Origin of the sequence: Mesorhizobium sp. Ca11 (assembly GCF_020165275.1) — a bacterium.
Taxonomy (GTDB): Bacteria; Pseudomonadota; Alphaproteobacteria; order Rhizobiales; family Rhizobiaceae; genus Mesorhizobium.
The window spans coordinates 755,518-782,430 of the sequence record NZ_JAIUHU010000001.1 but is presented as its reverse complement, the minus strand read 5'-3'; the positions used below and the strand labels follow the sequence as shown (position 1 = coordinate 782,430).

The window sequence follows — 26,913 nt, the reverse complement described above, 5'->3', positions numbered from 1 at the left end:
ACTCGATCGACCATCGCGAATCCCTCCTCGCCGGATATCCGCATGGAATCACCGATCCGATTCTGTGCAAAGCCCTTCTTGTGGGAGAAGGTGGCCGAGCGAAGCTCGGACGGATGAGGGGTGTTCCAGGGAATGCCAACGTCACACTCCGATGGAGCACCCCTCATCCGTCTCGGCGCTTCGCGCCGATCCACCTTCTCCCACAAGGGGAGAAGGAAAAGCCGCGCTACACCGGCCGATACACCTTCGCGGCCGTATTCCAGAAGATATCCGCCTCGGCCTTGGTGCCATGCTTCGCCACCGCCGCGCGGTGCGCTTTGATCAGCTCGGCATGGCTGGTCCACAGCTTCTCGATCGGGAAGTTCGAGCCGAACATCAGCCGGTCGCTGCCGAGGATCTCGATCGCGTTGTCGACGATGTAGGCGATGAGCTCCGGGTCGTTGCGGTGGACGAAGGTGCCGAGCCCCGAGAGCTTGGCGTAGACATTGGGCGCTGCCGAAAGCGTGCGGAGGCCCGCCTTCCAGGCTTCGGTGGTTTCCGGCTCCATGCCGGTCAGCATGCCGGCATGGGTGAGGATGAAATTCGTCTGAGGGTTTTCGCCGACTAGTGTCAGCCCGTCCTTCATCTGCGCGGGAAAGAGCTGCAGGTCGAAGGAGAGGCCGTAATCCTTCAAACGCGCCACGTTCTTCCGCACTTTCGGATCGATCACCTGGTCGGCCGAAGCGGCGAAGCGGAAGGCGGGCGTTTCATGCCAGTGAAGCTGCATGCGCACGCCGCGCAGCAGCGGATACTTTTTCAATCGGTCGATCTGCGGGCGGACGTCGTCGACCGTCATGTCGGCATAGCCGACGATGGCGTGCGGCCAGCCGGTTTCATCCGCGGTCTTCTGCAGGAAGGCGACTTCCTTCTCGAAATCCTCCTTGGCCCAGTTGGTCTGGACATAGACGGCCTTCTCGACGCCTGAGCCTTTCTGGTCCTCGAGGAACTCGGTGATCGGATAGTCGCGGCGGATCGGCTCGTAGGGGCCGAAGATGCGCGGCACCATCGGCCCGACCAGCCAGGGCTGATCCTTCTGGCGCCAGATGTGGAAATGCGCGTCGATGGCTTTCTGCATCACGATATCCTTTTCCAGATGGAAGCGGCCGCAGGCGCAGGACGGGCGAGCGACAGGATGAAATCGGTCAGGCTCTTGGCCGACGAGCCGTCGACCAGATCGTCAAGCGCCGGCAGGATGGCGCGGAGCGCCGCAGTTTCCGGGCGGAAGCGCGGATCGCCGGCGAGCGGGCTCGCCAGCGACAGCCGGAAGGCGCGGGCGCTCAACCGCCGCATCGCGATCTCCAGCTCGGCATGGCTGCCGCGTTCCAGCCCGTCGGACAGCATGACGACGCAGGCGCCGCGCGCGAAGGCGGAGAAGCGCGGCACCGACAGGAAGGCCAGCAATGTCGGCCCCATGCGGGTGCCGCCATCCCAATCCTCGACGAGTGCTGCGGCGCGGGCGAGCGCCTGCTCGCGGTCGCGGATGCGTAACGCCGAGGTGACGCGGGTAAGCCGCGTGCCAAAGGTGAAGACTTCGGCGCGGTCCGCGCCTTGCACCGCCGCATGCGCCAGCTTGAGGTAGTCGGCCGTGTGCAGCTTCATCGATCCGGAGACATCGATGAGCAGGAGCAGCTTTCGCGGCACTGGCTGCCGGCGGCGTAGCAGCGGCGAGGGGATGTCGCCATCGGCGCTGACGATTTCGCTGAGCGAGCGCCTGAGGTCGAGCGTGCCGCGCGAACGCGTGCGCATGGTGCGGAAAGAACGGCGCGCGGGGAGGGCGGAGGCGAGCTTGCGGCGGAACTGGCCGAGACCATCGGGATCGCGCTGGAAATCGCGACTGCTCAATCGCTCGAGCACCGAGGAGAGCTCGCCGCCTTTCCCCTGGCGGGCGATCTGCTTCTCTTCCTCGCGCGTGCCGCGATCGTCCTTGACGCGGGTCTCGTCGTCCTTCTCGCCTTCGATCGAAGGCTTGGCGTCGCCGTAGAAATGGGCGCGGAAATGCGCCTCGAATTCGTCGCGGCGATCGGGCGAGGGCGCAAGCGTCGCGAGCGCTGCTTCGCGGATGTCGTTCATCGAGCGCGGGCCGAGCAGGGTCACGGCCTGCATGAAGCTGGTGATTTGTTCGGGCGCGATGGCGAAGGCGTGATGACGGAGCAAACGGGCGAAGCCGAGGAAGAGTGCGGCGGCGCGAGGCAGGTTTTCCGGACGCCTCATTCCTTCGCGCCCCCCTCTGTCCTGCCGGACATCTCCCCCTCTAGGGGAGAGATTGGCAGCTTGGACGCTCTGCTCAATCCTGCGAAGTCGAGGATTGGCGAAAGCCGGCGTGACGTCTGATCTCCCCCCTTGAGGGGGAGATGTCCGGCAGGACAGAGGGGGGTGCTGTCCCGCCAGCGCTGCGCATTAGCCCTACAAGATAGCGCTAGCGCGTTGCGATTGCTCATCACCCTAGCGCCTCCTCGACAATCCTCCCCAGTTCCGGCGCAATGGCAGTCAAATCCTCCTCGTCCTTGATCAGCACGCCGATGGCCCGCCGGAAGGCCTCCGGCCACGGGCTTCCGCCTTTTTCGAGGATGGTCGCGGCATTCGCCCATTCGACCGCCTCGGCGATGCCGGGCGGCTTGGCCAGGGGCCGCGCGCGGATCTCCTGGACGGCATTCGCCACCGCTTTTGCCGTCGCTTCCGCAACATGGCCCGCGCGCAGCATGATGATCTCGGCCTCGCGCTGGGCGTCGGGATAGCCAATCCAATGATAGACGCAGCGGCGGCGCAGCGCCTCGGCCAGCTCGCGCGTGCGGTTGGAGGTGAGGATGACGATCGGCTGCGTCGCGGCACGGATCGTGCCACGCTCCGGGATGCTGATCTGGAAGTCTGAGAGGAATTCGAGCAGCAGCGCCTCGAACTCGTGATCCGAGCGGTCGATCTCGTCGACCAGAAGAACGCGCTGCTCCGGCGCTCGCAGCACCTGCAACAGTGGCCTGGCGATCAGGAAGCGGTCATCATAGATGTCGATCTCGTGCTCGCCGGCGTAGCGGATGGCGAGCAACTGGCGCTGATAGTTCCACTCGTAAAGCGCATGCCCGGCGTCTATGCCTTCGTAGCATTGCAGCCGCACCAGCTCGCGGCCAAGCAGTTCGGCGACCGCTTTGGCGGCCTCGGTCTTGCCGACGCCCGGCGTGCCTTCGAGCAGCAGCGGCTTGCCGAGGCGGATCGCGAGGAAGATCGCCGTCGCAAGGCTGTCGTCGGCCAGATAGCGCGAAGCGGCAAGGCGCGCGGCGATCGCCTCCGGCGAGTCCGCGACCGCAACGGCGTCGGCGCTGGTCATCTCCCCTCAGCCCGCCGCCTGCGCCTTCAGCGCGCGCAGGATGCGCTCGGGCGTGATCGGCAGCGTGTCGATGCGCACGCCGACCGCGTCGAAGACGGCATTCGCGACGGCCGGGATCTGCGGGTTGGCGCACATCTCGCCCGGTCCCTTGGCGCCGAACGGTCCATCGGCGGAAGGACGCTCCAAGACAATGATCTCGGTCTCCGCCAGATCGCCGGGACCGGGCATCAGATACTGGTTGAAGTCGGTGCCGCCATGGTCGCGGTTCGGATAATAGGGCTCCGTCGTTTCGTAGAGCGCGTGGCTGATGCCCATCCAGGAGCCGCCGACCAGTTGCTGCTCGACCATCTTCGGGTTGAGCGCACGGCCGATCTCGAAGACGTTCTTGACACTGAGCACCGTCACCTCGCCGGTCTCGTCGTCGACCTCGACCTCGGCCACCGTGCAGGCATGGGCGTAGCAGGTGGAGGGCTTCATCGCGCCGGTCTCCTTCTCCGGGTAGGAGCGCGGAATGAGAAACATGCCGCGCCCCGAGATCGAGCGGCCGCGCTTGAAATGCGCCGACAGCGCCACGTCGAAGATCGAGATCGATTTCTGCGGCGCGCCCTTCACCTGGATGTTGCCCTGACCGTCGGTCTCAAGGTCGGAGGCGTTTACCTCCAGCTCCTCGGCCGCCACTTCCAGCATGACCTGGCGCGCCTCCTTGGCCGCCTGGATGACGGCGTTGCCGGCGCGGTGCGTGCCGCGCGAGGCGAAGGTGCCCATGCAGTGCGGGCCGGTGTCGGTGTCGGCGGTGTCGATGACGACACGGTCGGTCGGCACGCCGATCGTCTCGGCGCAGATCTGCGCCATGATCTGCTTCATGCCCTGGCCCAGATCGACACTGGACAACGTCACCATGAAGTTGCCGGTCGGGGTCGAATGGACCAGCGCCTGGGTCGGGTCGCCGCCAAGATTCATGCCGGTTGGATAGTTGATCGCGGCGACGCCGCGTCCACGCCGGATCGCCATCTCAGGCTCCCTTCCTGTAGGAGGACATCGCCATGTACTTTTCCGCCACCGGCCAGTTGGCGACGCGCGAGGCCTCCTGCATGCATTCGATCAGCGCCGCACCCTCGGTCGGCTGGCGATGCGCCTTCATGTCGCCGTCGCGATAGGCGTTGATGAAGCGGAACTCGAGCGGATCCATGCCGATCAGCCGCGCCAGCTTGTCCATCTGCACCTCCAGCGCGAAGTCGCCGATGGTGACGCCGAAGCCGCGCATGGCCGACGAAGGGGTGCGGTTGGTGTAGACGCAATAGGTGTCGATCCAGACATTCGGGATCGTATAGGGGCCTGGATAGTGGGCCGCGCCCTTCTGCGCGCCATAGGGCGAGTGGCGCGAATAGGCGCCGGCGTCGGTATAGCCGGTCATCTTGCGCGCGACGATGCGGCCGTCCTTCATGACGCCGTCCTTGATGATCACCTTCTCGGCGGCGCGCGGCGAGGAGATCTGCATTTCCTCCTCGCGGCTGTAGATAAAACAGACCGGGCGTCCGGTTAGCTTGGCCGCGAGGATAGCGATCGGCTCGACGATGACGTCGACCTTGCCGCCAAAACCGCCGCCAACGGTGCCGCCGACGAAATGCAGCTTCGAGCCGGGCATCTGCAGGATGATCGAGGCGTTGTCGAGGGTGAAGAACATCGCCTGCGTGTTGGTGTAGCAGGTGAAGCGGTCATTGCCTTCCGGCGCCACCACGCAGCCCGTGGTTTCGGTCGGCGCATGCTCGATCGGCGAGGACTGGTAGGACTGTTCGAGGATGTGGTCGGCCTGGGCAAAGCCTGCCTCGACATCGCCGAAGCGCACCTTGCGGCACTCGCCGCTGTCATAGAGATAGTAATTCTGGCCGTGATATTCGTTGACCAAAGGCGCGCCGGGCTTCAGCGCCTCCTCCATGTCGAAGACTGCCGGCAACACCTCATAGTCGACCTTGACCTTGGCGGCGGCTTCCTGCGCGGCGCGCTCGGTCTCGGCCAGCACCGCCACCACGGCCTCACCCTTCCAGCGCACCTTGCCGTCGGCAAGCACGGTTTCGTCCTCGGGGCCGATCTGGATCAGGATCAGGATGGTGTAGACATTGTGCGGCACATCCCTGGCGGTCAGCACGCGTACGACGCCTGGATGCTTTTCCGCTTCCGACGTATCGATCGAGCGGATGCGGGCATGGTGGTGCGGGCTGCGCACCATCTTCAGATGCAGCATGCCCGGGAAATTGCGGTCGGCGAAATAGGCGGTCTTGCCGGTGACATGTCCAGGCGAGTCGAGCCGTGGGCGACCATGTCCGATCTCGTGCAGGCCGTCCTTGCGGACATCGGCAAAATAGTCCTTGCGCAGTTCCATGGCTCGTTCCCTCAGGCGGCGTTCTGCGAGTTGGCGCGCGCGGCGGCGAGCACCGCCTGGATGATCGGCTCGTAGCCGGTGCAGCGGCAGATGTTGCCGGACAGCGCCTCGACCACGTCTTCGCGGCTGGGGTTGGGCGTGCGGTCGAGCAGCACTTTTGCAGCCACGATCATGCCTGGCGTGCAGAAGCCGCATTGCGTTGCGAAGGCATCGAGGAAGGCGCGCTGCAGCGGATGCAGCACACCGCCTGCGGCGAGGCCGGCCGTCGTTTTGATGTCGGCGCCGCCGCAGGTCTCGGCCAGCGTCAGGCAGGAGAGCCGCAATTCGCCGTCGATGATGACCGAGCAGGCGCCGCAGGTACCTTGGTGGCAGCCGCCTTTCGGCGATGTGTCGCCAATCTTGTCGCGCAGCGCATTGAGCAACGTCGTGCCGCTTTCGACGAACTCGGCTTTCTCCGAGCCGTTGAGTGTGAATTGAACCGGGACCTTCGCCATTTTTCCTCCCTGCGCGCCTGCCCGGATCGGCCGGACAGACGCGCGTCCCCCACGGATATTAGTCAAGCAGCAGCCGGCCGAGATGGACCGGCAGAACCTCGGCGCGATACCAGGCACTGGCGATCGGGTCGGTGATCGGCGCGATGCCTTCGCTCGCGGCGGTCAGGGCCGGCGCGATCTCCTGCGGGGTGAGCTTGCAGCCGAGCAGCGCGTTTTCGGCCGCTAAAGCGCGCATTGGACGATCGGCCATGCAGCCCAGCGCGATGCGCGCCGAGGCCACCGTGCCGTCCGATGCGAGCTCCAGAAGCGCGGCGATGCTCAGCACGGACACACCCTTGGGCTTGACCCGCGATACTTTCAGGAAACGGAAGCTCTCGGCTTTAGGCAATGCAATATTCACCGCGGTCAGTATGGCTCGGCTGGTGTCCCGACCGGCCAAAAAAGTCTCGACCGGCACTTCGCCGTCTTCGATGACGACGGTCGCGTCCAGCGCCAGCAGCGCCACCGCGAAATCCCCATAAGGGGCAGGGGCGAACAGATTGCCGCCGACGGTCGCCATGTTGCGGATCGCCGGTCCGCCGACGGCGCGCGCGGCCGGCGCAAGCGCGGCGAGCTCGGGATGGCGGGCAATCGCGGCCATGGTGACCGAAGCGCCGAGCCGGACCTTGCCGCCGGAAACCGCGATCTGCGAGAGGCCGGGATCGTTGACGCGGATCAGGTTGGAGACGGTAACATCGCCTTCATTGGCCGCGCGGACGACAAGCGTGCCGCCGCCGAGATAGCGTGTCCCAGCGGCCTGCAACGCGGCGTTGGCGTCTTTCACGCTCGAAAAAGTCTGCAGCGCAAGCGACATGGCGCGCTCCCGTCAGCTCTGGCCGGCGAAATGGGCCTTCAGGGCGTTGAAACCGCCCTGGAAGACGTTGGCGCCCATGCCCTCGGCCAGCTTGTCGGCCTCCTCGGGCGCGGCGTCGAAGCTCGCTGTCCATTCGGCATAGGTGCGGTTGCCGTCGGTGACGCGCCGCAACTGCAGCGTCGCCTTGTGATTGGTGAGCGGCTGCGGCGTCTCGAGGATCGAATAGCTGACCAGGAAATTCTCATCCGAGAAATCGAGCAGCTTCTCGCGCAGCCGCGCGCCGCTGGCCAGTTGGAAGTTGCGCACGCAGCCGATCGCGGTGGCGTCCTTGCCGTCCTCGATATGGCTTTCCACCATGCGCGGATGCCAGCTGGGCAAACCATTGAAGTCGCGGATGCGCGCCCAGACCTGCTCGACCGGCGCGTCGATGACGCTGGAAATGGTGACTTTCGCCATAGACTGGTTCCCTTGCAAAGATCGGGAGCATGCTAGGGCGGCCGACGGGCCGGCGTTTATCAATGCGTCTTGAGCGCATATCAACCAGTCGGAAAACCGGCGCGTCGATATTTCAGGTGATGCCGGCCTGCAAATGGCGGCTTCCTGCGCTTCCGGTGCTCACGTACTTAAAGTACGCTCCGCTCCGGTTCTCGGAAGCCATCCAGTTTGGTCGCTTCGCGCCCGTCTTCGACTCCGGCTCGGCCTGACCTGAATCTCAAAGCGCCTTACGCTGTCGCCCGCGCGGCTTCGCGGTAGAGCGTCGGCGGCACGCCGACATGGTCGCGGAAGAAGCGCGAGAAATTACCCTGGGTGGTGAAGCCGAGATTGCAGGCGACCGAGATCAGCGGTTCCTGCGACCACTGCAGTTGCCGCACGGCTTCCTCCATGCGCAGCGTGTTCCAGTAGACGTTCGGCGTCAGATTGGTCTGTTCCTTGAACAGCGCGAAGAAATGCGGTCGGGAGAGCCCGACCGAACGAGCGACGTCGTCGAAGGAGATGCGCTCGCAGACATTGGCCTTCATCAACTGGATCGCCTTGCGGACACGGAAATCGAGCATCGTGTTGATGCGCGCGCGGGCTACCTGTGGCGCGGATGTGTCGGCCGCGTCGAGCACGCTGTCGATGAAACGCTCGATCTCGTAATTGGCGACGTCGTCGATGCTCTCATTGTCGGCGAGGTGATCGAGCAGGTTCGCCGCCGCCTGGTGCAGCCAGGGCTCCAGCGTGATCGCCGCTTGCGTGAACAGCGGCGCGGAGGAGGGCAGATCGCGGCGCCGGCGCGCCCAGTCCGGGTCGATGTAGAAGGCGAGGAACAGGCCGGGCTTGCCGTCGCGGGAAAGGGCGTGGCTATGCGGCTGGAACGAATTGATGCCGGCCGCGGTGCCAGGCCCAAGCCGCACCGTCTCGCGGCCGATGGTCATTTCGCCTGCCGTGCCTTCCAGCCAGATGATGAGATGCGCCTCGCCATGGGCATGGGTGACGAAGTCGTTGGCGACATTCAGCACGGAAACATGTCCGAACCGGCCCCAATAGAGCCTGATCGCGTCCGTCATGGGTATCGTTCCTCCCGCAGGCGACTGGCCTCCCTTCGCCTGCCGGGCAATAGTGCGGCTGAGTTTGCGGTTGCGTCAAGGCGCGCAATGATGACAGACGTTTGGAGGCGGCCGTCGGGGCGGATTTTCAGACTGGGCGATAGGAGCGCGTTCCCTTCTCCCCTTGTGGGAGAAGGTGTCGCCGAAGGCGACGGATGAGGGGTGCTCCAGGGAAAGCCAGCGTCTCACTCCGCTGGAACACCCCTCATCCGTCTCGGCGCTATCGCGCCGATCCACCTTCTCCCACAAGGGGAGAAGGCGAGGCGGCCCACTTCAGTCACTACGCCTGAAATTGCGGATGCGGTCGAACAGGACCGCCAGGATGATCGCGCCGCCGATGAAGGTGCCTTGCCAGAAGGCGTTGATGCCAAGCAGGCCGAGGCTGTTGCGGATCACCTCGATGAGGGCGGCGCCGACGATGGCGCCGAGCGCGGTGCCGACGCCGCCGGCGAGATTGGCGCCGCCGATGACGGTGGCTGCAATCACCTGCAGCTCCATGCCGTTGCCGAGATTGGTGGTGACGGCGCCCAGCCATCCGGTCTGGATGATGCCGGCAAGCCCTGCCGACAGCGCCGAGATCATGTAGACGACGACCTTGATCTGCTTGACGGGAACGCCGGTCAGCGTCGCCGCATGCTCATTGCCGCCGATGGCGAAGATGTGCCGGCCGAATTTGGTCCAGCGCAGGATGAAGCCGGTGATCCCCGCCAGGAGGATCATGTAGAGCACCGGATTGGCGATGCCGAAAACCCAGGCGCCGCCGCCCAATGACAAAAGCTTCTGGTGGTCCGGCCCGAACTGGAACACCACGGTGTTGTTCGAGGCGACCATGGCAAGGCTGCGCGCCACCGACAGCATGCCGAGCGTGACCACGAAAGGCGGGAAGCCGAGATAGGCGATGAGCAGGCCGTTGAAGGCGCCGATCGCAAGCGCGGTGGCGATCGAGGCCAGGATGCCCACCTCGATCGAATAGCCGGCATGCATGGTGACGGCGAGCACCATCGAGGATAGGCAAAGCACCGAGCCGACCGAAAGGTCGATGCCGCCGGTAATGATGACGAAGGTCATGCCGAGCGCGACGATGGCGACGAAGGTGATGTTGCGCGTGATGTTGAAGATGTTCTTCGACGTGGCGAAGGAATCGGTGGCGACGGACAGGAACAGGCAGGCCAGGATGACCGCGATCACCACCCAGAAAGTCTGGTTGGCAAAAAGCCGCGACAGGAAGGTGTGCTGCTTCTGCGCGATCGTCTGGTCAAGTGTGACTGCCATTATCGACCTTTCCTGAGTGGCGGGGCGCGGGGTTCCGCGCGACTACGCAACCTGTTCGATGGCGCCGGTGATCAGCCCGGTGACTTCCTCGGGCGAGCTCGAGGCGATTTTCTTGTCGGCCACCTTGCGGCCGCGCCGCATGACGATGACGCGGTCGGCGACGTCGAAGACGTCGGGCATGCGGTGGCTGATCAGCACCACGGCGATGCCCTGGTCGCGCAGGTGGCGGATGAGGTTGAGCACTTCGGCGACCTGCCTGACCGAAATCGCCGCCGTCGGCTCGTCCATCAGCACGATCTTGGCCTGCGACAGCATGGTGCGGGCAATCGCCACCGCCTGGCGCTGGCCGCCCGACATCTGCTTGACGAGGTCGCGCGGCCGCGTCTCGGATTTCAGCTCGGCAAAGAGCTGGCCGGCGCGCTTGTACATCGCGCCATAGTCGAGAATGCGCAGCGGACCGAAGCCGCGGCGCAGCTCGCGGCCGAGATAGACGTTGGCCGCGGCCGTCAGATTGTTGCAGAGCGCAAGGTCCTGGTGGACGATCTCGATGCCGTGCTGGCGCGCATCCGCCGGCTTGTGCATGACAAGGTCCTTGCCCTCCAGCCGCATGGTGCCGTGGCTCGGGTGGAAATTGCCAGCGATCATCTTCACCAGCGTCGACTTGCCGGCACCGTTGTCGCCCATCAGGCCGACGACCTCACCAGCTTCAAGCGAAAACGAGACATCGTTGACCGCCTGGATGGCGCCGAAATGCTTCGAGATGTTGGCGAGTTCCAGAACCGACACCAGCCTTAAGCCTCCCCGTTGTTGGCGCAACTGGCCACCGAACCCGGCGGCGCCGCTTGCGTCTTGCCCCGTCCATCTCCTCCCGAACGGTGCGTCCACGCATTTAGGCAAAAGCGGACGGGGGCGTCAATCAATTGTCTGACGATTAATTTCGAGACTCGACGAAAAATCGGTTTTGTAGGACAAATAGCAATTGACGCTGGCGAAAAGCCGATATTAGCTAAGCTTCGGAACAAGACTTTGCCAATCGTCCGTCTATCCGGCGGAGGCAGGCAGATGGTTTGAGGGTAAAGGATTCGGCTGCATCGGTATTCGGGCGGACGGATCGGCAAATGCTTATCAGCCCGGCGCGGGGCGCGAACATCATGAGATGCTCGTCGTGGTTCTTGTGTATCCGGGTTGATCAGTGTGGCGGGCACGCGGTGTCCGTCTGTTTCAAGGGAGGACTGACATGAGGAAAACACTTTTGCTTGCCGCCGTCGCCGCCATGGCGTTGGGCGCCGGGCCGGCTTTGGCCAAGAAACAGCTCGTCATCGTTGTGAAGGGTCTCGACAATCCGTTCTTCGAAGCCATCCATCAGGGCTGCGAGAAGTGGAACAAGGAAAACGCCAGCTCGGAATATGAATGCTTCTACACCGGCCCGGCATCGACTTCCGACGAGGCCGGCGAGGCGCAGATCGTGCAGGATATGCTGAGCAAGCCAGACACGGTGGCGATGGCGATCTCGCCGTCGAACGCGCCGCTGATCGCGCAGACGATCAAGAGCGCCAATCCGTCGATCCCGATCATGACGGTCGACGCCGACCTTGCCAAGGAAGACGCCGCCCTTCGCAAGACCTATCTCGGCACCGACAACTACCTGATGGGCAAGAAGATCGGCGAGTACATCAAGAAGGCCAAGCCGAATGGCGGCACAATCTGCACGATCGAGGGCAATCCGGCGGCCGACAACATCCTGCGTCGCGCGCAAGGCATGCGCGATGCGCTGACCGGGAAGGAAGGTCTTGCAGCACTTGCCGGCGAAGGTGGCTGGACCGAAGCTCCCGGCTGCCCGGTGTTCACCAATGACGACGGCGCCAAAGGCGTGCAGGCGATGACCGACATCCTCGCCGCCAACCCGAAGCTCGACGCCTTCGGCATCATGGGTGGCTGGCCGCTGTTCGGCGCGCCGCAGCCTTATCGCGACCTGTTCAAGCCGATGGCCGACAAGATCGCCAAGAACGAGTTCGTCATCGGCGCCGCCGACACGATCGGCGACGAGGTGGCGATCGCCAAGGAAGGCTTGGTGACCGCGCTGGTCGGCCAGCGGCCGTTCGAAATGGGCTACAAGGCGCCTTCGGTGATGATCGACCTCATCGGCGGCAAGAAGGTCGACGATCCGGTCTTCACCGGCCTCGACGAATGCACCAAGGAAACGGCCGATACCTGCATCCAGAAGTAGGCGCCGGCTGCATCCAGAAGTGACAAAAAGGGGCGCCCGGTGGGCGCCCCATCTTTTCCAGCGCCTGCTCCCGCCGTCGAACAGGGCAGGGCGGCTCCCGCCTAAATCTTCTGCTTCACGCCGTCCTTCGAAGGCATCAGGTCGACGCCGTTAAGCTTGCCGATATGCGTGGCGAGCATCGGCACGTACTGTTCCGTGGGACCGGCGGCGAAGGCTGTCGCAAAGGAATTCTTGGTCGCGTTGCCCAGAGGATTGGCGATGCCGGCCGCGCCCGCCATCGATTCCAGATAGGTCAGGTCCTTGAAGGCATTGGCGATGGTGAATTTGTGGGCGTCGCGGTCGCCCTCCAGCGTCCAGCGCATGAAGGTCTGGTAGAAGCCGCAATCCATGCGGCCGTTGCGAATGACGCTGTCGAAGCGGGGCGGCGAGATGCCGACCTTCTCGGCCAGCGCCAGCGCCTCGGAATAGATCGCGGCGTAGCCCAGCGAGATGAAGTTGTTGAGCAGCTTCATGCGGTGGCCGTCGCCGGTATCGCCGATATGAACGATGCGGCCGGCCCAGGTCTCGAGCACCGGCTTCAGCCTGGCGAACACGGCGTCCGGCGCGCCGACCATGGCGTCGAGCGTGCCTTCCCAGGCCTCCTTCGGCGTGCGGCTGAGCGGCGCATCGACATAGTCGACGCCGAGCGCCTTGAGTTCGGCGGCCAGGGCCACTGTCGAGACCGGATCGGAGGTCGAGCAATCGACGACGACCGAGCCTTGCTTCAGGCCCTCCTTCAGCCCGTCGGGGCCGCGGATGATCGCCTCCACCTCGCGCGAGCCGGTGACGCAGATGAAGACGATGTCGGAGGCCGCGGCCACCTCCTTGGACGTGGCAACTTCCTTGGCGCCGCGTCCGGCCAAGTCTTCCGCCGGCTTGCGGTTCTTGCGACCGAGGAAGGTCAGCGGATAGCCCTTGTCGACGATGTTCTTGGCGATGCCGTGCCCCATCAGGCCAAGGCCGATGAAACCGATGTTGTCGCGGGCAGCGGTGGTGCTCATGTCGTCTCTTCCCTGTCTTTCATGGTGATGGGCGCCCGCGCGGCGGGCGATTGTCCAGAAGGTTTCCGCGGATCGCGGGTGGCGGGCGATCGCGGAATGTCATATTGTCTGACAATACACATAATTACCTAGCATTGTGGAGAGCAAAATGACGAAGCGGATCATGTTCACCGGCGGCAGCGGCAAGGCTGGCCGGCATGTCGTGGAATATCTGGTCGAACATGGCTGCCAGGTGCTCAACATCGACACCAAGCCGCTCGACAATCCGAAGGTGCGCACTTTGGTCACCGACATCACCGACAGCGGCCAGGTTTTCAACGCGCTGTCGAGCTATATGGGTCTGCACGAGTTCGACCCGTCGTTGAGATCGCAGCCTGTCGACGCCGTGGTGCATTTCGCGGCGATCCCGCGCATCATGATCACGCCGGACAACGAGGTGTTCCGCATCAACGCGATGGGCACCTACAATGTCATCGAGGCGGCGGTGAAGCTCGGCATCCGCAAGGTTATCATCGCTTCCAGCGAGACGACCTACGGTCTTGTCTTCGCCAACGAGCCTCGCAATCCGACGCATTTCCCGCTCGACGAGGATTATGACGTCGACCCGATGGACTCCTATGCGCTGTCGAAGATCGTCAACGAGAAGACTGCGCGGGCTTTCGCGTTGCGCAGCGGCTTCGACATCTATGCGCTGCGCATCGGCAATGTCATCGAGCCGCATGAATATTCGCTATTCCCGAAATGGTTCGCTGATCCCGGTTTCCGCAAGCGCATCGCCTGGAGCTATATCGATGCGCGCGATCTCGGCCAGATCACCTTGCGCGCCATCGAGAAGGACGGCCTGGGCTATCAGGTGTTCAACGCGGCCAACGACGACACCTCATCGGACCTGCCGACGGCGGAGCTGTTGAAGCGCTTTTATCCGGGCGTGCCGGTCAAGGCCGAGCTTGGCGAATATGAGACGCTGCTTTCGAACCGCAAGGCGCGCGATGTGCTCGGGTTCCGGCCCGAGCACAGCTGGCGCAAATACGTCAAGACGGCGTGAGCCGGCGGCAAATGCCGGTTGATCTGTGCACATCCTCGCGCATTGCGGCAAAGCGGGCTTGCCCTGCTTGACAGCTTCTGAAAACGGGATTTTGTGGAACCATGCGGGACGCTAAGCCGAACAACGAAAAGAGGCCGACAAAAATGGCAGCGGCCGAGCGTCCGTCCGGCGTTCGCCGGGCCAACGCGTCACGCATCCCGGGTGCCAGCGTGCATGCTTCGCTTGCGAGCGAAATCGGCCTTCGGATCGTGCGCGGCGACTATCCGCCGGGCACCATCCTGCCCAATGAGGCCAAATGGTCGGAGACCTTCGACGTCAGCCGCTCGGCGGTGCGCGAGGCGATCAAGATGCTGATGGCAAAGAGCCTTCTGGCCTCGCGACCGAAGATCGGCAGCTGGGTCGAACCGAAGGAACGCTGGAACCTTCTCGACCGCGACGTGCTCGCCTGGTACGCGACCTCGCCGGACCGCGAGGTGTTCCTCAAGACCGTGCAGGAGTTCCGCCACATCATCGAGCCGGAGGCGACGGCCTTCGCGGCGATGCGGCGCACCCGCGAGCAGATGGCCGAGATCAGCCAGGCCTGTCGCGAGATGGGCGAGGCGACCAACCTGCAGGAGCGCACCCGGGCCGACACGCGCTTCCACCTTGCCATCCTCAGGGCTTCAGGCAACGACCTGCTGGTGCCGCTGGGCGTCTTGATCGAATCTGCCTTCGACCATCTCTTCACCTATACGACGCGCGAGCTCGACAATCTGCAGCACGCCCAGAAGCTGCATGAGGCGATCGAACGCAGTATCCGCCTGCAAAGGCCGGACGCGGCGCGCAATGCGGTGCGCAAGCTGCTGGCCAATACCGACGAAGTGATCCAGTCGCGTTAGGGTCTTGTACCGGACCAGTTCGCCAGCACAGAAACTTTGATCGCTGCCCGTGCGTGCGTTGGCAGATCCCATGCCTTGGCGATTGGCCAAGACGCCTATCGCGGTCGTCATCCACGGGCGGAGCAAGGAGCGAAGCGACGCGCGCAGACCCGAGGATCCATGCCGTGACTTGGAAGCGCCGCGGCGGTTCAGAATTCTGCACCGTTGCACACTTCGGTCGATGTAACGGCATGGATTCTAGGGTCTACGCTCCGCTTCGCGTAGCTCCGCCCTAGAATGACGAGGTTGGGGGGCTTCAGCTCATCGCCAGCGTTTGCGCTGAACACCCCAAACGGATGCTGATAGCCTTGCCCGACAAGCCTGCAATCTTTCCAGATCCCTGTGTTGAGGAACTGGTGCTAGCGCTCCCAGCAACCCTTAATCCTGCTTTTCGCGACCGAAGGCGACACGCAGCTCGTCCTTCGCCTTTTCCAGCACCTTCTTGCGCTCGTCAGGCAGATTCTTGCCGGCACGGTTGATGTAGAAATTCAACATCGACATGGCGGATTGGAACGGCTCTGCCTTGCGGCGGTGGCTGTGCTCGGCCGAGCGCTTGAGCGAGGCGGCGATCTTCTTCGCGTCATCGGATTCGAAGACGTGCTCCTCGAGATCGAGGGCGTCGCTGTGTTCGGTCACGTCGGCCGACCATTTCTTCTTGGCGGTCATGACAAACTCCTTCCTTCAGAGAAACCCCATGAGGTGAGGCGGGTTCCCGGTTCTGGAGCCACGGATTTGCCGGTCGTGGCGCTGCTCGGCTCAGGAAGTGGGCCGATAGTGCGCTCAAACGCGCGATCTCGAAGAAATCGCGAACAGGAGACGCCGTGACGACAGTTCCAGGAAACGCGGCAAACAACGCGGGCATAGACAGCTTCTACGCGTGGACGCGGCTCGGGATCTCCTTGCTGCTGGCGACGATCGGCGGCGTCGGCATGTGGGCCGTAGTCGTGGTCCTGCCCGCCGTGCAGGCCGAGTTCGGCGTCGATCGTGCCGCCGCCTCGATGCCTTACACCGCTACAATGGTGGGATTCGCCGCCGGCAATATGCTGGTCGGCCGCGCCATCGACCGTGTCGGTTACTGGATCCCGGCGCTGGTTTCCTCGATGGCCCTGGTTGCCGGCTTCGCACTGGCGTCGCTCTCCACTTCGATCCTGCAATTCACGCTCGCCCAAGGCTTGCTCATCGGGGTGGGGACATCGGCGATTTTCGGACCGCTGATCGCCGATATCTCGCACTGGTTCAACCGCCGGCGAGGCGTTGCCGTGGCTACGGCCGCGGCCGGCAGCTATCTCGCCGGAACGGTCTGGCCAGCAATCATACCGCCGCTGATGAAGGCGGAGGGTTGGCGCTTCACCTATGTGGCTATCGGCATCGCTTGCCTGGTGACTATGGCGCCGCTGGTCATAATGCTGCGACGTCGCGCCCCGGTGGTCGTCGCAGGCTCGCCAGGCGCACGCCCGGTCCAGCCGATCTCATTGTCGCCGGCCGCCCTTCAGGCGCTGCTCGTCATAGCCGGTCTTGGCTGTTGCGTGGCGATGTCGATGCCGCAGGTGCATATCGTCGTCTATTGCATGGACCTCGGCTATGGCGTCGCCCACGGCGCCGATATGCTGTCGATCATGATGGCCGCCGGAGTCGTCAGCCGCCTTGTTTCCGGCTTCGTCGCCGACCGTATCGGCGGGGTGAAGACCTTGCTGATCGGTTCGGTGCTGCAGTGCCTGTCGCTGTTCTTCTACATTCCCTTCGACGGTCTTGCCTCGCTCTATGTCGTCTCGCTGGTGTTCGGCCTGTCGCAAGGCGGCATCGTGCCCTGTTATGCGATCATCGTGCGCGAATACATGCCCGCCAAGGAGGCCGGCCAGCGCGTTGGCATCGTCATCATGGCGACCATTTTCGGCATGGCTATCGGCGGCTGGATGTCGGGCTGGATCTACGATCTCACCGGATCTTACGCGGCCGCGTTCCTCAACGGAATTGGGTGGAACCTGCTCAACATCCTGATGATGGTCGTGGTGTTCTGGAGGGCAAGGCGCAGCGGCGTCGTCATGGCCTGACGGCTCGCGCCGGCGCTTCTCCTGAAATGCCCTCAGCTTGACAACAAATCGCGGCTGCGCGACGCCAAGGGCAGGGAATGTGGTACAGGCCTGCGAGATGGCGACACCAGGGTCAATGGCATTGCAAGCGCGCAGCAGGCGGGATTTGACGCACGAGGCTCGCCCTTGACCAAGCCGCGCTCCCGTCGTGGCGGCGGCCGTCCGACCATTGCCGACGTGGCGCGCAAGGCCGGTGTCGGCGCGATCACGGTGTCGCGCGCCTTGCGTGAGCCCGGGCGGGTGTCGGAAGACCTTCGACGGCAGATACAGGCCGCGGTCGACGAGCTCGGCTACGTGCCCGACCCGAACGCCCGCGCGCTTGCCTCGGCGCGCGCGGAGGTGTTCGGCGTGCTGGTGCCATCGCTGACCAACAACGTCTTCGCCGAGGTGGTGCGCGGCATCTATGACAGTCTTTCCGACAGTCCGTTCCGCATCCAGATCGGCAACACCCATTATTCAGGCCTGGAGGAAGAGCGGCTGCTGCAGGTCTTCGGATCGCAACGCCCGGCGGCGCTGATCGTGGCCGGCATAGACCAGACGCCCAGCGCGCGACGACTGCTGGAGAATGCCGGCTGCCCGGTGGTGCAAGTGATGGAGACCGGGCCGGACCCGGTTGACATGATGGTCGGCTTCTCGCATCTCGACGGCGGCAGGACCGCCGCCGAACACCTGCTGCAAGCCGGATACCGCAAGATCGGCTTCATCGGCGCGCGGATGGATCCGCGTTCGCAGCGGCGCCTTGCCGGCTACCGCGCCGCGATGGAGGCCGCCGGCCTGTTCGACGCGCGGCTGGTCACCACAACGCCGGTGCCGTCAAGCGTGACGCTCGGGCGCGAGTTGTTCCGCGACGCGCTGGCCAAGATGCCGACGCTGGACGGCGTGTTCTGCAACAATGACGATATCGCGCTTGGCGTTCTGTTCGAATGCCATCGCGCATCGATCGACGTGCCGAAGCAGATCGGCATTGTCGGTTTCAACGATCTCGACATGATGCAGGTGTCGTTTCCTTCAATCACAAGCGTGCGCACGCATCGCTATGAAATCGGCACCCGTGCCGTCGCCATGGCGCTGTCAGCGATCGCCGGAAACCGGCCGGAACAGCGGATCGTCGATCTCGGTTTCGAGCTGATGCGGCGCGAGAGCACCGCGCGCTGACGCGGTACTGTTGGTTCCTTAAGATGATTCTTTACAGCCTGAGATGGTAGCGCTACCATTTGCATGCCGGTAAAGGCTCGGCGAGGCGGGAAGGCTGTTTATTATACATAAGCAACAGCTCGTACTTGTTTATTATGTATAATATGATAGTTTTCTAAATTGCCAGAGAGCTGAGGGGGACGAGGAGGATCTGGGCGGCGCGGCCGTCCTGTGTGGGTGTCTGGTTGGCCGGAGGGTTGCCGACCGTATCGCCAAAGATTCATAACAAGCAGAACTGCAACTGGGAGGAATATCGATGATCAAGTCACTCGTTGGCGGCGTCATTGCCGCCACCGCATTTGTCATGCTGAGTTCGTCGGCGATCGCCGGACCCGAGGTCGTCAAGGGGCCCGCGGCCGAGCCGGACTGCTTCGCGCCGTGGTCGGCCGACACGCAGTTTTTCAAGTATCCGAAGAAGGACGGTCCATACCGCATCGCGCTTGCCAACGGCTACATCGCCAACACCTGGCGCATCCAGATGATCCAGACGGCCAAGGCCTATGCGGCGCAGCCGGATGTCGCCAAGAAGCTCAAGGAATTCAAGGTCGTGTCGACCGGCGAGGATGTGCCGGCGCAGATCTCGGCGATCAACAACTTCATCGATTCCGGCTTTGACGCGATCGTCGTCAACGCGCAGAACCCGACCGCATTCGGGCCGGTCATCAAGCGCGCCAAGGAAGCCGGTGTCGTGCTGGTCGCCTTCGACAACATCCTCGACACCAAGGACGCCATCAACGTCAATGTCGATCAGAAGGGCCTCGGCGAGCTCTGGGGCAAGTGGCTGGTCGCGCATGTGCCGAATGGCGGCAAGGTGCTCGAGGTGCGCGGCGTCGCCGGTACTTCGGTCGACACCGACCGCCACAATGGCATCCACGAGGTGCTTGACGGTTCCGGCAAGAAGTGGGCCGTCACCGAGGTGGTCGGCAAGTGGGATGACGGCGTGGCGCAAAAGGCCACGGCCGACGCGATCGCCACCAGCGGCCCGTTCGACGGCATCACCGGGCAGGGCGGCGACACCGGCATCGTGCAGGCGATGATCGACGCCAAGCATCCGTTCGTGCCGTTCGGCGGCGAGACGGAAAACGGCTTCCGCAAATTCTGCGCCGCGCATGCGGCCGACGGGCTGAAATGCTCGTCCGCCGGTACCGGCCCGGCCCAGGTGGCGGTTGCCATCAAGACGGCGATTGCCGCGCTCGAAGGCAATGTCGTGCCGCAATCGGTCAAGCTGCCTTTGGCCATCGTCGAGGATCCGAACTTCAAGGCGGGTCAGGATTTCTTCCCCGACCAGTCCGACAATTTCTTCGTCGGCAATTCCTTCCCGACCTGCGGCATCAATTTCACCGCGCAGGAAATCATGGGCCAGACCAAGGAAAACAAATAGTCTGACTGGACAGTGCCGCGGCGAGCCCGCGGCACTGTCTCCTCAATCAAAACCGGCCGGGGAGGGCTGATGGACGGCACGGCTCCGCTCTTCCGCATGGAAGGCATATCCAAGCGCTATGGCGGCGTGCGGGCCTTGGAGAAGGCCGAGCTGACGGTCACCGCCGGCAGCATCCACGCCATCCTCGGCGAGAACGGCGCCGGCAAATCGACGCTGATCAAGGTCATGGCCGGCGTCGTGGCGCCGGACGAAGGGCGCATGACACTGGACGGAAGCGAGGTCACCTTCGCTTCGCCTGCCGCCGCCAACCAGGCCGGCATCGTCTGCATCTTCCAGGAGCTGTCGCTGATTCCGGAACTCAGCGTCGCCGACAACATCGTCATTTCCAATCCACCCAAGCGTTTCGGCATGATCGACCGCAAGGCGCAGCGGAAGATCGCTGAGGAAGCGCTGGCACGCGCCGGCGCTTCCGACATTCATCCCCGCGCGCTGGTCAAGGACCTGCCGCTGTCGCGCCGGCAGATGGTGGAGATCGCCAAGGCGCTGGCTCGGAAGCCGCGCATCCTGATCCTCGACGAGGCGACCTCGGCGCTGACGGCGGCGGACGTCGCCAAGGTCTTCGAGGTGTTGAAACGGCTGCGCTCGGAAGGGCTGGCGCTGCTCTACATCTCGCACCGCATGAACGAGATCGCGGAACTCGCCGACCATTGCACGGTGTTCCGCAACGGCCGCAACGTCGCCAGCTACCCCGCCGGCTCGAAGAGCGACAATGAGGTGGTCGAGCTGATGATCGGCCGCGAATACAGCCATATCTTCCCGCCGAAACCCGCTTCCGCCCCGGCCGCTGCGACGGTGCTCGAGGCGCGCAATCTCTCCTGGGCCGACCGGCTGGACAATATCTCGCTGAGTGTCAGGGCAGGGGAAGTCGTGGGCCTGGGCGGTCTCGACGGGCAGGGTCAGCGCGAATTGCTGCTTGCCTTCTTCGGCGTGCTGCGCGGCCTGCGCGGCGAGGTGCTGATCGACGGCAAGCCGGTTTCGATCGCCAGCCCGACCGCGGCCAGCCACGGCCGCATCGGCATGGCGCTGATCCCCGAGGATCGCAAGACCGAAGGACTGATGCTGCCGATGACGGTGCGCGAGAATCTCTCTTTCGCAGCCCTAGACCGGCTGACCAAGGCCGGCATCATCGACCGCGCCGCCGAGCAGCGCCTGATCGACGACATGGTCGGGCTGCTGGCGATCAAGACGGCGGGCCTGGACATTCCGGTCGGCGCGCTTTCCGGCGGCAACCAGCAGAAGGTGGTGATCGCCAAATGGCTGATGCGGCAGCCGCGCATCATCCTGCTCAACGATCCGACGCGCGGCATCGATGTCGGCACCAAGCAGGAGCTCTACCAACTGATGCGCAAGCTGGCGGATGCGGGTGCTGCGATCCTGTTCTATTCGACGGACTATGACGAGCTGATCGGCTGCTGCGACCGCGTGCTCGTGCTCTATGACGGCGCGGTCAAGCGCGAGCTGGTCGGCGCGGGGCTCACCGAGCACGCGCTTATCGCCAGCGCGCTCAACATCCACGGCGATGACGTCCGCATCGGGCAGGGAGAGCACGCGTGAAGGATTGGCGCTACCGGCTGGCCGAACAACGCGGAACGCTTTTGGCCTTCGGCATCTTCATCGTCATGTTCGCAATTTACAGCGCGAACCATCCGGCCGGCTTCACCGCCAATGTCGTGCAGACGGCCGCCAACAAGGGCGTGCTGCTCGCCTTCGTCGCGATGGCGCAGACATTGGTGGTGATCACCGCCGGCATCGATCTGTCGGTCGGCATGATCTTCACGCTGACCAACTGCATGGCTTCATGGCTGGTGGTCGGCACCGGCCTGGAAACGGCGTTCGGCGTCCTGGCGGTGCTGGGCACCGGGCTCATCTGCGGGGCGATCAACGGTGCCATCGTCATTTACGGGCGGCTGCAGCCGATCGTGGCCACCATCGCCACGGGCGCCGTCTATTTCGGCCTGGCCTTGCTTTTGCGACCCGTTCCGGGCGGATCGGTCAACGAGGATCTTGCCGATTTCCTGACCGGACGTTTCTTCGGCGTCGTGCCGGCGAGCCTCGTGGCGCTGCTCGTCATCGTGCTTGTCGTCTGGGTGCCGTTCAGTCGCTCCGAACTTGGGCGCGCCGCTTATGCCGCGGGCTCGTCGGAGACGGCGGCCTACATGTCCGGGGTGCCGATCCGCAGAGGCAAGTTGCTGGCTTATACGCTTGCCGGCCTGCTTGCGGCGATCGGCGGACTGTTCCTGACCTTCTTCACTTATACGGGCGAGGCGGCCTATGCCAGCGGCAATGCCTACACGCTGTTTTCGATCGCCGCCGTCGTGCTCGGCGGCGTGTCGCTGTTCGGCGGCAAGGGCAGCGCCATCGGCGCGATCTTCGGCGCGCTTGCCTTTCGCACCATAGGCGACCTCTTATTCGTCTTCGATTTCGATCCGCTCTGGCAGCCGTTGTTCCAGGGCGTTATCCTGTTGATCGCGGTCAGCCTTGGCGCCTTCGCGCTGTTTCGGGTACGCAACCGGCTGGAGTGGTTCCTGTGAGCGAAACGACGCATGGCGGCATCATGGGCGGCATCGCCGGCCGCATGCCCAAATTCATCCGGCGCGCCGACCCGGCGGTGCTGACGGCCTTTGCCTGCATCGTGGTCCTGCTCCTGCTCGGCAGCCTCTATTCGCGCAACTTCCTGTCGCCGGAATATCTCCTGCAGCAGTTGAAGGTCGCGTCTTTCCTCGGCGTCATCGCCACCGGCATGATGCTGGTCATCCTGCTTGGCCAGATCGACCTTTCCGTGCCATGGGCCGTGGCCGCCGGCGCCATGATGGCCTGCGCGGCCGCGGCTTACGGGCCGGTCGGCGTTGCTCTCGCCATCCCCTTCGGCGTCCTGTGCGGCGTGGCGGTAGGCATCGTCAACGGCATCGGTGTCGCCTATCTGCGCATCCCCTCGATGATCATTACTTTAGCCACCAATGCCGTGGCGCAAGGGCTGATGGTGGTCTACACAGGCGGCTTCTCGCCACAGGATTCGGCGACCGCCGCGATGCGCTACCTGGCAACCGGTTTCACCATCCCGGGCGTTCCCAATGCCGTCATCATCTGGGTGCTGATCGGCGCCGCGATGGTCTTCGCGCTGACCCGCACAAGCTTCGGCCGCGCCGTTTACGGCATCGGCAACCGTGAGCGCGCCGCCTACCTGTCCGGCATCGATACGCGTCGCATCGTCATGATCGCCTTCGCCGTCTCCGGCGGGCTGTCGGCCTTTGGCGGCGTGCTTCTGGCGGGCTATGCATCCAAGGCGGCGCAGTCCATGGGCGATGCCTATCTCCTGCCGTCGATCGCGGCGGTTGTCCTGGGCGGCACATCGATCCTGGGCGGGCGCGGCTCCTATCTCGGCACGGTGGCCGGCGTGATCCTGATCACGCTCCTGCAATCCATCCTCTCGGTCATGCAGATGCCGGAAGCGGGGCGGCAGATCATCTATGGCGTCGTCATCGTCGCCATGCTCCTGCTTTACGGGCGCGCGCCGGCAAGCCGCTGACGGTAAATGAGGCGAGCGCAAGACCGCAGACCCCGGAGCCTGGCATGAACGATCTTCGGACGGCGCCCGCCATCGTCGTCATGGGCGTTGCCGGCTGCGGCAAGACCGCCGTCGGCGAGGCGCTCGCCAAGGCGCTGGGCGCCGACTTCATCGAAGGAGACCTGCTGCATCCGCCGGAGAACGTGGCGCGCATGGCGCGCGGCGAGCCGCTGACCGATGCGTTGCGCGCCGGCTGGCTCGACGCCATAGGCGAGCGTATCGCGACTTCGGTTGCCGATGGGCGGAAGGCGGTGGCGGCGTGCTCGGCGCTGAAGCGAAGTTATCGTGACCGGCTGAGCCGCTTCTGCCCCGGTATGGTCTTCCTCTATCTCAGGATCGATCGGGAGACCGCCTGGCGGCGCGTCGCCGATCGCAAGGGCCATTTCATGCCCGCCAGCCTGGTCGACAGCCAGTTCGCCACGCTGGAGGAGCCTACGGCGGACGAACAGGCGGTAGCGGTCGACGGAACGCGAAGTGTAGCGGGAATCCTGCAAGAGATCATCCGCTAGATCAGTTGGTAATCAGGCTTCGTCGTTGCCGATCGCGGCTTCGGCTGGCTGGTCGGTCAGCCGCACGGCGCTCGACCAGGCCATCATCTGTTCAGGACAGAGTTTGAGCGTCTCCAGCATCCGGTCGCGCTTCGACAGGATAAATCCTGCCTGAACGACGAGGTTCTTCCCTGCCGTGTCCTTGGCAGGCGATGCGGGCGCCTCTGGCGTCGCGCTCAGTTCTTTGACGATCGCCCTATACTCGCGAAAGGGCGCCGTCTCGATGGTCGCCATATGAAACAGCGCAGCGCCGGCGCGCGCGGCGAAGTTTGCCGGCGCCGAGGCGAGGTGGGTCCAGCCGCGCTCGCCCATGGCGGCCTCGGTGAAGGCGGAGCCGGCATAGACGGTGTTGGTCATCAGCACCAAGCCGTTTGCTTTCAGCACCTTCTGGATACGCGTGGTGACCTGATAGGCGTCGGTGCGCTCAAAGACGATCCGGCTTTTCAGGAACCGGTTCTCGAGCCTGACCAGCGGCGGGTTGATCACGCGCAGGCCGAACTTGCTCGGCGAGAAGCCGTGGTAGCGCGCGCTCACCTGATGGGCATCGACGCCGGCCTCATGCAGGGCGCGCTTGCCCATGATCGTCTGCGCCGTGAACTGGTCGCACCACACGATGGCGCCGCGCCCGTTGCGCAGGGCTTGTTGCAGAGCCTCGAGGCCTTCGAGTCGGATCGCCGGCGACCAGCGCCAGCCGGCGACGAGATGCGCCGCAAGCGTCAGCCGCCGGCGGTGAACGGCGGCGAGTTGCGCCTCGAACATGCTTTTCGTGTCGACGGCATCGCCGAGCACGGCCTTCACCGCGACGTCGTAACGGGCAAACTCCTTGCGGAAGTGGCGCTTGCGCCTGAGCCTGGACACCCAGCCGCAGATCGAGCTCCACCAGGAGACCGGCAGCATCGCCGCGACGCCGAGATAGAAACAGGACAACAGGCTCTCGCGCGGATCCCGATTGGTGAAGCGACGCAATTTGCCGGGGCGCACAACCTTGCGGCTGAAGAAGCGAACGGACTCGCCGCGCTCCGGCACCGGCACGTCGGCCGTGATCTCGGTGTGATAGATGTCGTTCGACGATGGTTGCCGGCTGGCCTTACGGGAATTGCCAAGCCAAGGCAGCCTCATGCGTCAGAGCCCCGTTTCATCCTCCAGCCGCTTTACTGCGTGGAAAGCAGACAAGCAACCGACGGGACTGCCGTCAGGGCCGGGTCGCTTCAAATCTGAGACGTGAGCTCCGCCGGGAAATCGTCGTTGTCGGCGTCGCGCATGGCGGCGAGGCTGCGGTTGTCGAGCACCTCGGCGATCGCCTGGCGCACTTCCAGCATCATGTGGCGGACCTGGCAGGTTGCCTCGTCGCAATCCTCGCAGCGCTGGTATTGCGTGCGGCTGGCGCAAGGGATCGGCGCCAGCGGCCCGTCGAGCACGCGCACGACATGGCCGATCTTGATCTCGGAAGCGGGACGGGCGAGGCGGTAACCGCCTTCCTTGCCCTTGCGGCTCTGGACGAAACCGGCATTGCGCAACTCGCCCAGGATCGCATCCAGGAATTTCTTCGGGATGTTGTTGGCGACGGCGATGTCGTTGACGAATGCAAGCTGGCCAGCCGGCAGGCCGGAAAGATGCACGAGGGCCTTGAGGCCGTATTTGCCTTTTTTGGTCAGCATGCCCGATTCAGTTCATCAACCCCAATGCGCCTGCATCTGGCGGTTGTTTGTGTGCAAATCATGACAGTTTGACCGCCTGACGCCGCCTGGCCCAATAATTCGCACCACAGCTTAGGCACAAACGCGTTGATTCTTCGTAACGTTTTTCACATTGGGGGTTGGGATTTCCCCGCGAACTCATGCAGCCCCGCTTACATGAAGAAAGCCGGCAAAGCCGGCTTTCTTGCTCTTTCTGATTGCGGAGCTTTTCAACGGCTGCCGTAGGCCTGATCGAGCAGCCCGCCGGCGGCGAAATGCTCCTTCTGCACCTTGTCCCAGCCGCCAAAGACGTCCTCCACGGTCAGCAACCGGACATCGGGGAAGTCCGCCTTGTGCTTGGCGGAGACCGTCGCGTCGCGGACCCGCAGGCCGTTCCCGGCGGCGATCTCCTGGCCCTCGGGCGTATAGAGGAAGTCGAGATAGGTCTTGGCGAGATCGCGGCTGCCATGCTCGTCGGCAACCTTGTCGACGACCGCTACGGGGAACTCGGCCAGCAGGCTGACCGAAGGCGTGACCTGCTCGAACTTGTCGTCGCCATACTCCTTGCGAATGCCGCGCGTCTCCGACTCGAAAGTGATCAGCACGTCGCCGATCTCGCGCTGAACGAAAGTTGTGGTGGCGGCGCGGCCGCCGGTGTCGAAGATCGGCACGTTGCTGAAGAGCTTGGTGATGAACTCCTTCACCTTGGCGTCGTCGCCCTTGAAGGCTTCCTTGGCGTAGGCGGTGGCGGCGAGATAGGTGTAGCGCGCATTGCCTGATGTCTTCGGGTTCGGGAAGATCACCTGCACGTCGTCGCGCACCAGATCGTTCCAGTCCTTGATGTGCTTGGGATTGCCGGCGCGCACCAGAAAGGACGGCAGCGAATAGAAGGGCGAGGCGTTGTCCGGAAAATCCTTCTGCCAATCGGCTGAGATCAATCCCTTCTTGACCAGGAAGTCGACGTCGGTGACCTGGTTGAAGGTGACGACATCGGCGCCAAGACCTTCGGCGATTGCGCGCGCCTGCGCCGAGGTGCCGGCATGCGACTGATCGACTGTGACGCCGGGGTGCTTGGCGATGAAAGCCTTATTGATGTCGGCGAACAACTCGCGGCCGACATCATAGGATGCATTCAAAAGCTTGTCGGCCGACCAGGCTTGGGAGGACGCGAGGACGAGACCGGCAACAGCCGCGATGCCGAGCAACAGACGCTTCATGAAAACG

Annotated in this window: 26 protein-coding genes; 10 read left to right on the top strand and 16 right to left on the bottom strand. The window is 64.1% G+C overall.

All coding sequences use genetic code 11. The annotated features are described in order from the left end of the window. Positions 1-226: 226 nt before the first annotated feature. The 11 genes from LB538_RS03700 to LB538_RS03650 form a co-directional block, all read right to left on the bottom strand. Positions 227-1,114, bottom strand: a complete 888-nt coding sequence (locus LB538_RS03700) for an amidohydrolase family protein (protein ID WP_224532774.1) — start codon at positions 1,112-1,114, stop codon at positions 227-229. Further along, positions 1,114-2,250 carry a vWA domain-containing protein gene (locus tag LB538_RS03695; protein WP_224532772.1) on the bottom strand — a complete coding sequence of 379 codons (1,137 nt, stop codon included), beginning with the start codon at positions 2,248-2,250 and terminating at the stop codon, positions 1,114-1,116. Before LB538_RS03695 ends, LB538_RS03700 begins: the two co-directional genes overlap by 1 nt. A 226-nt stretch (positions 2,251-2,476) precedes the next feature. After that, positions 2,477-3,358, bottom strand: a complete 882-nt coding sequence (locus tag LB538_RS03690) for an AAA family ATPase (protein ID WP_224532770.1) — start codon at positions 3,356-3,358, stop codon at positions 2,477-2,479. A gap of 6 nt (positions 3,359-3,364) precedes the next feature. Beyond that, complete coding sequence (locus LB538_RS29145) at positions 3,365-4,369, bottom strand: xanthine dehydrogenase family protein molybdopterin-binding subunit (RefSeq protein ID WP_263482296.1); 1,005 nt, start codon at positions 4,367-4,369, stop codon at positions 3,365-3,367. 1 nt (position 4,370) lies between these two features. Further along, positions 4,371-5,738, bottom strand: coding sequence for a xanthine dehydrogenase family protein molybdopterin-binding subunit (locus LB538_RS29140; RefSeq protein ID WP_263482297.1), 1,368 nt, complete (start codon positions 5,736-5,738; stop codon positions 4,371-4,373). A gap of 11 nt (positions 5,739-5,749) precedes the next feature. Then, positions 5,750-6,232 carry a (2Fe-2S)-binding protein gene (locus tag LB538_RS03675; RefSeq protein WP_224532768.1) on the bottom strand — a complete coding sequence of 161 codons (483 nt, stop codon included), beginning with the start codon at positions 6,230-6,232 and terminating at the stop codon, positions 5,750-5,752. Between the two features lie 58 nt (positions 6,233-6,290). Continuing rightward, complete coding sequence (locus LB538_RS03670) at positions 6,291-7,085, bottom strand: FAD binding domain-containing protein (RefSeq protein ID WP_224532766.1); 795 nt, start codon at positions 7,083-7,085, stop codon at positions 6,291-6,293. Between the two features lie 12 nt (positions 7,086-7,097). Next, on the bottom strand, positions 7,098-7,541 hold the full coding sequence (locus LB538_RS03665; RefSeq protein ID WP_224532765.1) for an SRPBCC family protein: 444 nt from the start codon (positions 7,539-7,541) through the stop codon (positions 7,098-7,100). 266 nt (positions 7,542-7,807) lie between these two features. Next, the gene (locus tag LB538_RS03660; RefSeq protein WP_224532763.1) at positions 7,808-8,635 is read right to left on the bottom strand and encodes an AraC family transcriptional regulator; all 828 of its coding nucleotides are present in this window, start codon (positions 8,633-8,635) and stop codon (positions 7,808-7,810) included. 312 nt (positions 8,636-8,947) lie between these two features. Next, positions 8,948-9,946 carry an ABC transporter permease gene (locus LB538_RS03655; RefSeq protein WP_224531877.1) on the bottom strand — a complete coding sequence of 333 codons (999 nt, stop codon included), beginning with the start codon at positions 9,944-9,946 and terminating at the stop codon, positions 8,948-8,950. A 42-nt stretch (positions 9,947-9,988) separates the two neighbouring features. After that, entirely contained in the window at positions 9,989-10,732 is a 744-nt protein-coding gene (locus LB538_RS03650; RefSeq protein WP_095768909.1) for an ATP-binding cassette domain-containing protein, read from the bottom strand. 451 nt (positions 10,733-11,183) lie between these two features. Here LB538_RS03650 and LB538_RS03645 point away from each other — a divergent pair, with 451 nt between their 5' ends. Next, positions 11,184-12,173 carry a sugar-binding protein gene (locus tag LB538_RS03645; RefSeq protein ID WP_095768910.1) on the top strand — a complete coding sequence of 330 codons (990 nt, stop codon included), beginning with the start codon at positions 11,184-11,186 and terminating at the stop codon, positions 12,171-12,173. A gap of 101 nt (positions 12,174-12,274) precedes the next feature. On the opposite strand, the gene LB538_RS03640 is transcribed toward LB538_RS03645, so the two are convergent. Next, positions 12,275-13,264 (bottom strand): NAD(P)-dependent oxidoreductase, encoded by a 990-nt coding sequence (locus LB538_RS03640; protein ID WP_224531881.1) that lies wholly within the window; start codon positions 13,262-13,264, stop codon positions 12,275-12,277. Between the two features lie 97 nt (positions 13,265-13,361). Here LB538_RS03640 and LB538_RS03635 point away from each other — a divergent pair, with 97 nt between their 5' ends. Both LB538_RS03635 and LB538_RS03630 read left to right on the top strand, forming a co-directional pair. After that, entirely contained in the window at positions 13,362-14,258 is an 897-nt protein-coding gene (locus LB538_RS03635; protein ID WP_224531872.1) for an NAD-dependent epimerase/dehydratase family protein, read from the top strand. A 101-nt stretch (positions 14,259-14,359) separates the two neighbouring features. After that, entirely contained in the window at positions 14,360-15,136 is a 777-nt protein-coding gene (locus tag LB538_RS03630; protein WP_224531870.1) for a FadR/GntR family transcriptional regulator, read from the top strand. Positions 15,137-15,553: 417 nt separating this feature from the next. On the opposite strand, the gene LB538_RS03625 is transcribed toward LB538_RS03630, so the two are convergent. Further along, the gene (locus LB538_RS03625) at positions 15,554-15,841 is read right to left on the bottom strand and encodes a DUF3175 domain-containing protein (protein WP_140544432.1); all 288 of its coding nucleotides are present in this window, start codon (positions 15,839-15,841) and stop codon (positions 15,554-15,556) included. Positions 15,842-15,996: 155 nt separating this feature from the next. Between LB538_RS03625 and LB538_RS03620 the strand changes: the two genes are divergently transcribed. The 7 genes from LB538_RS03620 (at position 15,997) to LB538_RS03590 (ending at position 23,974) form a co-directional block, all read left to right on the top strand. Continuing rightward, positions 15,997-17,226, top strand: coding sequence for an MFS transporter (locus LB538_RS03620; protein ID WP_224531868.1), 1,230 nt, complete (start codon positions 15,997-15,999; stop codon positions 17,224-17,226). 165 nt (positions 17,227-17,391) lie between these two features. Continuing rightward, positions 17,392-18,420, top strand: coding sequence for a LacI family DNA-binding transcriptional regulator (locus tag LB538_RS03615; RefSeq protein WP_224531865.1), 1,029 nt, complete (start codon positions 17,392-17,394; stop codon positions 18,418-18,420). A 295-nt stretch (positions 18,421-18,715) separates the two neighbouring features. Next, on the top strand, positions 18,716-19,840 hold the full coding sequence (locus tag LB538_RS03610; RefSeq protein ID WP_224531863.1) for a sugar ABC transporter substrate-binding protein: 1,125 nt from the start codon (positions 18,716-18,718) through the stop codon (positions 19,838-19,840). 69 nt (positions 19,841-19,909) lie between these two features. Further along, positions 19,910-21,454, top strand: a complete 1,545-nt coding sequence (locus LB538_RS03605; RefSeq protein WP_224531858.1) for a sugar ABC transporter ATP-binding protein — start codon at positions 19,910-19,912, stop codon at positions 21,452-21,454. Continuing rightward, positions 21,451-22,431, top strand: coding sequence for an ABC transporter permease (locus tag LB538_RS03600; protein WP_224531857.1), 981 nt, complete (start codon positions 21,451-21,453; stop codon positions 22,429-22,431). Before LB538_RS03605 ends, LB538_RS03600 begins: the two co-directional genes overlap by 4 nt. A 23-nt stretch (positions 22,432-22,454) precedes the next feature. Next, positions 22,455-23,426 (top strand): ABC transporter permease, encoded by a 972-nt coding sequence (locus tag LB538_RS03595; protein WP_263482307.1) that lies wholly within the window; start codon positions 22,455-22,457, stop codon positions 23,424-23,426. Positions 23,427-23,470: 44 nt separating this feature from the next. Then, positions 23,471-23,974 (top strand): gluconokinase, encoded by a 504-nt coding sequence (locus LB538_RS03590; protein WP_224531855.1) that lies wholly within the window; start codon positions 23,471-23,473, stop codon positions 23,972-23,974. A gap of 12 nt (positions 23,975-23,986) precedes the next feature. On the opposite strand, the gene LB538_RS03585 is transcribed toward LB538_RS03590, so the two are convergent. The 3 genes from LB538_RS03585 to LB538_RS03575 form a co-directional block, all read right to left on the bottom strand. Further along, positions 23,987-25,132, bottom strand: a complete 1,146-nt coding sequence (locus LB538_RS03585; RefSeq protein ID WP_224531853.1) for a hypothetical protein — start codon at positions 25,130-25,132, stop codon at positions 23,987-23,989. An 89-nt stretch (positions 25,133-25,221) separates the two neighbouring features. Then, positions 25,222-25,671, bottom strand: coding sequence for an RrF2 family transcriptional regulator (locus LB538_RS03580; RefSeq protein ID WP_040984137.1), 450 nt, complete (start codon positions 25,669-25,671; stop codon positions 25,222-25,224). A gap of 248 nt (positions 25,672-25,919) precedes the next feature. Next, positions 25,920-26,906 carry a sulfate ABC transporter substrate-binding protein gene (locus LB538_RS03575; protein WP_224531847.1) on the bottom strand — a complete coding sequence of 329 codons (987 nt, stop codon included), beginning with the start codon at positions 26,904-26,906 and terminating at the stop codon, positions 25,920-25,922. Between the last annotated feature and the right edge of the window lie 7 nt (positions 26,907-26,913).